Genomic DNA, 10131 nt, shown 5'->3' with positions numbered 1-10131 from the left:
AGCGAAAGACGAGGCTCGAACTCGCGACAACCAGCTTGGAAGGCTGGAGCTCTACCAACTGAGCTACTTTCGCATTAACAGGGTGCAAATATAAATAATTAAATGATTTAAAAAAATAAAAAACAAAATTATTTATATTTAAAATCTAAACCTAAGTTTCGATTAGAGCGAAAGACGAGGCTCGAACTCGCGACAACCAGCTTGGAAGGCTGGAGCTCTACCAACTGAGCTACTTTCGCATTACTGAGGTGCAAATATAAAAAATAAGTAAGGTTTAAAGCAAGCTTTTTTTGAAAAAAAATAAATTAAAAATCACTATTTCTAGTAATCTATTTAAAATTAAAATGTTATAGCTTTGTTTTTTTATTCAGACTATGACATTAATTAAAGAAATAGCTCCTTTAAAGACGTTTGTTGTGAGATATTCTATACTTCGAAAAGAAAAACGTATCAAAACCTGCATCTTTAATAGTAATGATTTAGAGTTAATAGATCATTTTAAACTATTTCAAGAATCTTATTTAATAGGAATTATTTCGTTATTTATAAAAAACAGCTCTATATTTGCAGAAAATTTGACAAGGTTAGTTTCGCAAATATTTATTTTAAAATCACACCAAAAAAGGTTTTGAAAAATAGCAATAAAACAACGCCAAGAGCATTGTGTTTTAAAGCAACCTAAAAATCAGCAGTTGAATTCTATAAAAATTGGCATACAAGATCAGAAAACTATTGTAATATCCGGGAAGCTGGAAAATATTATTGAATTTACAAAATTATAAAATGAATAAACTTTACTTTCTATTAATATTATGTTTCATTATAAGCTGTAAAAAGGAACAAAAAAATACACTCCAAAAAATAAAAAAAGCTTTGCCCGCGATCGTAATTACAGATGCGCGAACTATTGATATAGACACCGCTCTTATAAATGCATATAAAAGCAAAACATTAAAACAATTTTACCTTTCATCAGATAACAAAACCATTTGGGGAAATCTTAAAAAAAGAAGTTACATCTTATCTCTACTAAAAAAATCAGATGAGCTAGGATTAAATCCAAATGATTATCGCGTAAAAAAAATGGAGGTTTACGAAACGCAAATCAACCAACTAAATAACAAACAACTAGCTGAATATGATTTGTTACTGACTCACAATTTTGAAAAATACGTTATTCATTTATATGAGGGAAAATTAAATCCTAAATATTTATATCGTGACTGGGCCGTTGAAGACAAGAATCTAGATATAAACACTGCTTTAATAAAAAGCTTCAACCACAATACGTTAGATAGTTTAGTTGAAAATATTCAATCAAAAAATCAAACCTATAAACAATTATTAAAAGCCTTAAAACTTATTAATAGTTTTCCTGAGGACAACATTAAAACTATTGAGTTTGCCGGAAAAATAGTTCTCAAAGACACTAATACCGCATTAATCAACATAAAAAAAAGACTTTTGTATTGGAATGACATATCAGGAAAAGATAGTTTAACAGCCATCTACGATAATAAAACATTCGAAGCTGTCAAAAAGTTTCAAGCCCGTCATGGATTAGCTCCCGATGGAGTAATTGGTGCAAGCACGATTCATGCCTTAAACTTTTCAAAAGAAAAAAGAAAACATCAAATCATAGCCAATTTAGAACGCTGGAGATGGTACCCTAACGAACTTTCAGAAAATCATTTTATAGTGAATATTCCTGACTATAGTTTAAAAGTTGTAGAAAATCAAGACACCACTGCAGTTAGAAATGTGGTAGTTGGAACCAGCAAAAGAAAAACGCCTGTTTTAACCTCAACACTTAAAACAATTGTTTTCAACCCAACCTGGACTGTTCCTCCTACTATTTTAAAAGAAGATGTTGTTCCGGCTATGAAACGTAATCGAAATTATTTAAAAAATAAAAACATCACCATTTATGATACCGCAGGACACGTGGTTGATCCTGCTAACTGGAATGAAAACAAACCTCGCAGTTACAGATACATTCAAAGTCCTGGTTACAATAACTCTTTGGGCTTAATAAAAATTCTGTTTCCTAACAATTATAGTGTGTATTTGCACGACACCAATCACAGAAACTATTTTGAAAGAAGTAATCGTTCTTTGAGTTCAGGCTGTGTCCGTGTTGAAAATCCGTTGGAATTAGCACAGCATATTTTAGATGATTCTAAAAACTGGTCGAAAGCTAAAATCGATACCATCATAGCCCGTAAAAAAACTACCAGCATCAGAATTACCAAAAAATATAAATTATATCAATGGTACTGGACAGCTTGGAGCGAAAAAAATCAATTGATTTTTAGGTATGATGTTTATAATCTCGATGAAGATTTGTATTCTAAATTAAGAAATTAGCTCTTTTTCCAGAATAAAGCCTCTTGATGGATGATAAATATACAAACAAGATTTATCTTTTATTGTCTGAATAATTTCGTTTGTCAATTGAACAGGAATAGCAGGACAGCCCAAGCTTCTTCCTAATCTTTTGTTACTTCTGATAAAAGATTCTGATACATAATCAGCTCCATGCATTACAACGGCTCTTTCGCGGGCATTATCATTAACACCTCTTTCTAAGCCATCCAAACGCAAAGATGCGCCATGTTTACCCTGATAAATTTCACCAGTAGCATAAAAACCAAGACTACTTTGATAAGAAGAATTTCTATTTGAAAATTCAGAAGCAAACTCTTCACCAGTATTTCTTCCGTGTGCTACAAGTGACTGAAACAAAATAGTATTTGTTGCTAAGTCGATTACCCAAAGACGTTTTGAGTTTGAGGACAAACTAAAGTCGATTAACGTTAAGATATCTTTCTCAATAATTCCTCTTTCTTTCAATAAATAGAATCCTTTTAAAGCTTCAGTAAAAGTTTTTAATTCAGGTAATTTAAAATTGTTTGTATTTAGGGAATTATAAATACTTTCAATTTTAGCATCGGCAGCAAGTTTTTCAACTCTAACTATGCTTTTCGCTGTTACATTCTGAGTCTCAGCTGTATTTTTAGAATCTGTACCAAATGACAAAAACAAAAATAAAATTGCGGGATAAATCTTATAAATCATTGATTACGTTTAGGTTACATTTGTATTGGGATTTCACAAATGTATAATTAATTTATAGTTACCCAAATTAATATCACGAAAAGAGGCTATTTTTGTTCAAACTTTAACAATTTACTTCTTAAAAAGTTAATTTAAACTAATTAAAAAATTAATTTTTGTCGGAATTTAACTTTATAAATAAAACAAATAATTATGTAACAATTAATTTTTAAAAAATATAATGCTTTTAGGTTTAAAAAGCCTTTCTGGTCTATAATACAATAAACTTAGAAAATAAAACTTCACTGCATTCTCTTTTTAAAACAAAGCCATCTTTAACTAAATTATTATTTTTTGTTATTGTTTATTTTATAAAGCATAATTGTATCAATCCTTACTTTCGTATTTTATAAATGGTTTATCTTTGTCAAAAACTAAAAACAATGAACAAAAAAGTAATCCTAATGATTTTAGATGGTTGGGGAAAATCGCCTGACCCTAAAGTATCTGCAATAGACAACGCAAATGTTCCTTTTATAAACAGTCTTTACCAAAATTACCCAAGCGCTCAGCTTCGTACTGACGGATTAAACGTTGGTTTACCGGAAGGCCAGATGGGAAATAGTGAAGTAGGTCATATGAATCTTGGTGCCGGAAGAATTGTTTATCAGGATTTAGCCAAAATAAATTTAGCAGTAGCACATCAAACACTTGCCAAAGAACAAGTCTTAGTTGACGCTTTTACATATGCTAAGGAAAACAATAAAAAAGTACACTTTTTAGGATTAGTTTCTGATGGAGGTGTTCACTCACACACGTCACATTTACGTGGATTAATCGATGCTTCTCAAGAATATGGTTTAGATCAGGTTTATGTACACGCCTTTACAGACGGCCGTGATGTTGACCCAAAATCAGGTGCTAAATACATTCAGGACTTAGAAAATCATATTAAAGATTCGCCGGTAAAAATTGCCTCAATTATTGGCCGTTATTATGCAATGGATCGTGATAAACGTTGGGAACGTGTAAAACTGGCTTATGATTTGGTTGTAAATGCAGTAGGTACTCCCTCTAAAAATGCAGTTGCAAGTATTCTTGACAGCTATTCAAAAGATGTTACCGATGAATTTATTGCCCCAATAGTAATGGTTGATGAGGAAGAAAAACCTTTAGCGACAATAGTAGAAGGTGATGTTGTGATATTTTTCAATTTCAGAACAGACAGAGGCCGTGAACTTACAGAAGCTCTTTCGCAGCAAGATTTCCATGAGCAAAACATGCACAAATTAAACTTGTATTATGTAACGCTTACCAACTACGATGAAACTTATTTAAATGTAAAAGTCGTTTACAATAAAGACAATATCACTGAAACCCTGGGTGAAGTTTTAGAAAAAGCCGGTAAAAAACAAATTCGTATAGCCGAAACTGAGAAATATCCTCACGTAACGTTTTTCTTCTCCGGAGGAAGAGAAACACCTTTTGAAGGTGAATCACGCATTTTAAGAAATTCTCCAAAAGTAGCTACTTACGATTTACAGCCAGAAATGAGTGCTTTTGAACTTACAACTGCTCTTGTTCCGGAATTGGAGAAAGGTGAAGTAGATTTCGTTTGTCTGAATTTTGCAAATGGCGATATGGTTGGACACACCGGAATTATGAGTGCAGCAATTCTTGCCTGCGAAGCTGTAGATGCTTGTGCAAAACAAGTTATTGAAGCTGCTCTTGCAAATAATTATACAACAATTGTAATTGCCGATCACGGAAATTGCGAGACCATGATTAATCCTGATGGAAGTCCAAATACAGCACACACAACAAATCCGGTGCCGATTATTTTGGTGGATAAAGAATTAAAAAATATTCAAAATGGTGTTTTAGGTGATATTGCCCCTACTATTTTAGAATTAATGGGCGTACCACAGCCTGAAGCAATGACTTGTCATTCCTTATTATAGAAAACCACTTTTTTTTAATAGAAGAGAGACAAGTTTTAGGATTTGTCTCTTTTGTTTTTAAGACATATCAATATTATGGTTTCTTATCATTTCTGTAAATTTATACGTATTACTACTGAATAACACCACATTAGATTACGAAATAATGATATAACTGCTCAACTCCATAAATTATAAGTCCAATAAGTCCGCCCACTAAAGTTCCGTTTATTCTAATGTACTGAAGGTCTTTTCCGATTTCTAATTCTAATTTTTCAGAAACTTCCTTACCGTCCCAGCTTTTTACGGTTGAAGAAATTAGATCGCCTATAACTTTTTTATTATTCAGAAGAACGGAAAGTAAATCGTTTTTAATGAAATTATTAATTTTATCAACCATAATTTTATCTTCGTGAAGACCGCTTCCAAAACGCTGAATCAAACTGGCCATATTTTTTTTTATGGAAGACTCATTACCTTTTTCTAAATCAGTAGCAATAGATAATTTTATTTCATCCCAAATTCCATTGATGTAATCCTGAACCTCTTTTTTTCCGGCAAAATTCAAAATCATAGTATTGATTTTAATTCTCATATCTTCAGAATGTTTCACTTTGTCCAGAAAATCAAAAATATATTCATCTATTTTAAATCGAATTTCGCTTTGCGGATTCTTTGCTTCATCTAAAAACTCCTGCAAACCGTTAAAAATACCTTCTGAAATACTTTTATCGGCTAAGCCAAAGCTCAACAAAGGCGTTGATTGTTTTACTTTTTTCCGAATCAAATCTTTATTATTACTCAATTCCGTACTCAAAACCTCCAGAACATTGGTCAATAATTGATTTTTAAAATCTCCTTTCTGTAAAGGTTCTAAAGCCAATGCAACCCAATCTCCCAAATTTATAGCCTCTAATTTTTCCTTAAACTGAACCTGAATGAATCGTTTGATATCTTCATCTTTTATCGTTTTTAAAATTCCCGGAATAATATTAAGCGCTATTGCGTTGGCGATTTTATTTGCATTTTCTTTCTGCGAAAGCCAATCAGAAGCTTTGGTGGCAAAATTGAATTCTTCTAATTTAATTTCTAATTTTTCACGATTCAGAAATTCTTCGGAAACAAAATTTCCAAGATTTTCTCCGATCTCATTCTTTTTGATTGGAATAATGGCGGTATGCCAAATTGGGATTCCAAGAGGATGCCTAAATAAGGCAACAACTGCAAACCAATCTGCAATTCCACCAACCATAGCCGCTTCGCTAAAAGCCTGCAGCATTGGAATTTTAAAATAAATAGCAATAATAAAAAGAAGCACTGCAAAACCCAAAAGCGCCAAAGCATTCCTTTTCATTCTTTTTAATGCCTTTTCTTTATCAATATTTTCTTGATTTATAATTGGTTCCATGATTTGCTAAATTGTTTGTATTACTAATTTCAGAAGGTAAATTGTTATTTTATAATCAATATTTAATACCGTGACTATCTACATCTATTCAAATTTAATCATTTAATATAAAAAAAACAGACAAAGGTACACTTAGCGGATAACTAGATAGATATCTATCTATATTTTTGCCAAAAATTAAAAAAATAAATTAAATCCTAAATCAAATAAGTATGTCTAATTTTTTAAAACAATTCGGAGACGATCTCCAAAAAAATGTGCCTGGTTTTATAGCTGTTGCCGTTGCAGAGATTAAAAGTGGGATTTCATACCATACACAATCTGTGGTTTCAGATTTCGACCCTGAACTTGCATCTGCATTTAATCTTGAAGTAGTAAAAGCAAAAATGAATGCTATAAGTGCCCTCGGATTAAAAGACCAATCAATTGATAACATTATGATTACATTATCATCTCAGATTCACATACTCGATGTTTCTGAAAATGGAGAATATTTTATTTATTTAGCAGTAGATTCTACAAGAGCAAATTTAGGAATGACAAAATCTATCTTAAATAAGTATAAAAGAGAAATTGCTTTAAAACTTTAATTCAAAAAAAGAGAATATTTCATTAGATTATTCTCTTTTTTTTGTCATTCCATTAAAAAAATATCTATAAATAATTTCAAATCATTCATGAAATAAAAAGAAAATCTATACTTTTTTATTTTACTGATTTGCTTAATAATTTATATTTACACTTTAAATTACACCTGCTCAAAATGGAATTACGGGAATTTTTTGAAAAATATCCAGATGAATCTAGTTGCATAGAGGAGTTCAAAAACAAGCGTCTTGAAAATGGATTGGTTTGTAAAAAGTGCAAAGACAATCAGCATTCATTTCGAAAAACAGATTTAAAATTTCAATGCAAAAAATGCGGTAACCGAATAAGTTTGCGATCGGGAACTGTAATGGAAAACTCCAATTTACCAATCAGATATTGGATGATTTGCATTGAATTAATGACGCTATCACAAAGAAAAATGTCGATATTAAAAATCCAATATTTATTAGGACATAAACGTTATGAACCTATTTGGCTAATGGTTCAGAAAATAAGATTAGTCATGCGAAAGAGAGATCAAAAATATCGCCTTAAAGCTTACTCTGAATTTGATAGCGAATTTTTTAAAGAGCTGGAGAAAATAAATTTGAAAAAAAAACTATAGCTTTTTCATTTTAACTGCCAGAATATTTTACTATTACATTTCAAATCACAAACTCATTTGGTCAAATTTACATCAATCTTCTCATGATAAAGCTTACAACTACAAATTAATTTACTGATTAAAAATCGTTTACAACAATTTAAAAGGAAACCACAATAGAGTACAGTTAATATAAGTCTTCTATAGCTCCTCAAACTTTAAATAAATTATTTGAACTCATACTATTCAAATACATACATAACAATAATTCTTCCTAAGTATCAAATAATAGTATTACCTGTAAAAGCTGTCCCAAAAAAATATTCCTTATGTTTTTAATGACAGTAAAAAAAAATAAATATTAAAATCGTACTTTTGCGAACTGAAAATCTGAAAAATATGATTATCCAAAAAACCCTTGAGGAAATAGAGTTAATGCGCGAAAGTGCTTTAATCGTATCGAAAACATTAGGAATGATTGCTTCTGAAATAAAAGAAGGAGTTACCACATTATATCTTGACAAATTAGCCGAAGAATTTATTCGTGATCATGGTGCAGTACCCAGTTTTCTCGGGTTGTATGATTTCCCAAATTCACTTTGTATGAGTCCGAATGCTCAGGTTGTACACGGAATTCCGAATAATACACCTTTGAAAAGCGGAGATGTGATTTCGGTAGATTGTGGTGCATTCAAAAATGGATATCACGGTGATCATGCTTATAGTTTTGAAATTGGAGAAGTTGCACCGGAAACTAAAAAGCTTTTGCAGATTACCAAAGAATCTCTTTACGTGGGAATCAAAGAATTCAAAGCCGGTAATCGTGTGGAAGATGTTGGAAATGCGATTCAGAAATATACGGAATCTCACGGATACGGAGTGGTTCGGGAATTAGTTGGGCACGGATTAGGCCAAAAAATGCACGAAGCTCCTGAAATGCCGAATTATGGTAAAAAAGGAAGAGGAAAACTTTTTGTTGAAGGAATGGTGGTTGCTATTGAGCCAATGATCAACATGGGTACAAAAAACATCAAACAGCTAAAAGACGGCTGGACAATCCTGACAGCTGACGGAAAACCCAGCGCACATTTTGAGCATGATGTTGCCTTAATTGATGGAAAACCGGAAATTTTATCGACTTTCTATTATATCTATAAAGCATTAGGAATTGAAAGCAATGAAGAAGATGAATTTAGAAAAGTGCCTTTAGTTATCTAACACGAATTTCACGAATTTGCCCTAAATAGAATTTTACTAATAAATTTCACTGATACTTTGAATGATTTATATTTAAAAAAAGAGTCTTATAAAATTATTGGGCTTTGCATGGAAGTCCATAAAGTATTAGGAAAAGGACATAGTGAAAAAGTTTATGGTGATGCTTTAGAATAGGAATTTCAAAAAAACGAAATTCCTTATAATCGGGAATGTAGATATGATATCGCTTATAAATACATTATATTACTCAGCTATTATTTTGCGGATTTTGTTATTATAATGAAATTATTTTAGAGTTAAAAGCAATTACGGCACTGTCAACAAGTGAAATAAAACAAACATTAAATTATTAGCTGCATCAAAAAATAAATTACGATTACTAATCAATTTTGGAGAAGACAGCCTGAAATATAAAAGAATAATACTTTAACCCAAATCAAAGGTTCGTGAAATTTCAACACAATGTAAATCCGTGTTAATCTGTGAAATTCATGTTCAAATCTATTAAACTGTGAAAAAACTATTCAAACTAATACTAAATACAATACCACGTCCGTTATTAATTCGTTTGAGTTATGTGGCACGCCCCATTTTGGCTTTCTCATTAAAAGGGGATAAGTTTACGGATCCGATTGACGGGAAAAGTTTCAAGTCTTTTTTACCTTACGGATATGGAAAACAACGTAATAATGTACTTTCGCCAAGTACGCTTTCGTTAGAGAGGCACCGTTTGCTTTGGCTGTATTTAAACGATCAGACTGATTTTTTTACAGCTCCGAAAAAAGTACTTCATTTTGCACCGGAACAAGCATTTTATAAATTATTCCGCAAGCAAAAAAACCTTGATTATACAACAACCGATTTGTTTTCGCCTTTGGCAGATGTAAAAGCAGATATTTGTAATTTACCTTTTAAAGACAACGAATATGATGTTATTTTATGTAATCACGTTCTAGAACATATTCCGGATGATACAAAAGCAATGCAGGAATTATATCGTGTACTAAAACCAGGTGGAATGGCAGTCTTACAAATTCCACAAGATTTATCAAGAGAAGTTACTTTTGCAGATGACTCCATTACAGATCAAAAAGAACGTGCTAAAATATTCGGACAATATGATCACGTTCGTATTTATGGCCGCGATTATTTTGAAAAATTAAGAAGTATTGGTTTTATTGTAATCGAAGAAGATTATACCAATAAAATTGCCCCGGAATTGGTAGATAAATATTGTTTGGCAAAAGGAGAAATTATTCCGCTTTGTTTTAAACAGGAAAACTAAACAGTTAGATTTTTTTGATCATATAAGTTCC

Annotated in this window: 8 protein-coding genes, 2 tRNA genes and 1 pseudogene; 7 read left to right on the top strand and 4 right to left on the bottom strand. The window is 31.5% G+C overall.

Annotation, left to right across the window (positions count from 1 at the left end; all coding sequences use genetic code 11):
• Positions 1-73, bottom strand: a tRNA-Gly gene (locus tag ACEN2I_RS11270).
• A gap of 93 nt (positions 74-166) precedes the next feature.
• Positions 167-239 (bottom strand) — tRNA-Gly (locus ACEN2I_RS11265).
• Between the two features lie 544 nt (positions 240-783).
• Between ACEN2I_RS11265 and ACEN2I_RS11260 the strand changes: the two genes are divergently transcribed.
• Entirely contained in the window at positions 784-2367 is a 1584-nt protein-coding gene (locus ACEN2I_RS11260; RefSeq protein WP_441766199.1) for a L,D-transpeptidase family protein, read from the top strand.
• On the opposite strand, the gene ACEN2I_RS11255 is transcribed toward ACEN2I_RS11260, so the two are convergent.
• Positions 2356-3078: a murein L,D-transpeptidase catalytic domain family protein gene (locus ACEN2I_RS11255; protein WP_441766198.1), complete on the bottom strand. Its 723-nt coding sequence runs from the start codon at positions 3076-3078 to the stop codon at positions 2356-2358. The genes ACEN2I_RS11260 and ACEN2I_RS11255 overlap by 12 nt on opposite strands.
• 422 nt (positions 3079-3500) lie before the next feature.
• Between ACEN2I_RS11255 and gpmI the strand changes: the two genes are divergently transcribed.
• Positions 3501-5018, top strand: coding sequence for a 2,3-bisphosphoglycerate-independent phosphoglycerate mutase (gene gpmI / locus ACEN2I_RS11250; protein WP_441766197.1), 1518 nt, complete (start codon positions 3501-3503; stop codon positions 5016-5018).
• Positions 5019-5148: 130 nt separating this feature from the next.
• Here the strand turns inward: gpmI and ACEN2I_RS11245 are convergent, their stop codons facing one another.
• On the bottom strand, positions 5149-6405 hold the full coding sequence (locus tag ACEN2I_RS11245) for a DUF445 domain-containing protein (RefSeq protein ID WP_441766196.1): 1257 nt from the start codon (positions 6403-6405) through the stop codon (positions 5149-5151).
• A 212-nt stretch (positions 6406-6617) separates the two neighbouring features.
• Between ACEN2I_RS11245 and ACEN2I_RS11240 the strand changes: the two genes are divergently transcribed.
• The 5 genes and pseudogenes from ACEN2I_RS11240 to ACEN2I_RS11220 all read left to right on the top strand — a co-directional run bounded on the left by ACEN2I_RS11240 (position 6618) and on the right by ACEN2I_RS11220 (position 10100).
• Positions 6618-6995, top strand: a complete 378-nt coding sequence (locus ACEN2I_RS11240) for a hypothetical protein (RefSeq protein ID WP_441766195.1) — start codon at positions 6618-6620, stop codon at positions 6993-6995.
• 173 nt (positions 6996-7168) lie between these two features.
• Positions 7169-7612, top strand: a pseudogene (locus ACEN2I_RS11235) (transposase); the annotation flags it as partial.
• Between the two features lie 384 nt (positions 7613-7996).
• A complete protein-coding gene (gene map / locus ACEN2I_RS11230; RefSeq protein ID WP_441766194.1) occupies positions 7997-8815 on the top strand; it encodes a type I methionyl aminopeptidase in 819 nt (272 codons plus the stop codon).
• Between the two features lie 108 nt (positions 8816-8923).
• A complete protein-coding gene (locus ACEN2I_RS11225) occupies positions 8924-8989 on the top strand; it encodes a hypothetical protein (protein WP_441766202.1) in 66 nt (21 codons plus the stop codon).
• Positions 8990-9326: 337 nt separating this feature from the next.
• Positions 9327-10100: a class I SAM-dependent methyltransferase gene (locus tag ACEN2I_RS11220; protein ID WP_441766193.1), complete on the top strand. Its 774-nt coding sequence runs from the start codon at positions 9327-9329 to the stop codon at positions 10098-10100.
• Positions 10101-10131: the final 31 nt, after the last annotated feature.

Source organism: Flavobacterium sp. W22_SRS_FK3, from assembly GCF_052113665.1.
Lineage (GTDB): Bacteria > Bacteroidota > Bacteroidia > Flavobacteriales > Flavobacteriaceae > Flavobacterium.
Note: the sequence above shows the minus strand (reverse complement) of the source record. Positions and strands in the feature narration are given on the sequence as shown.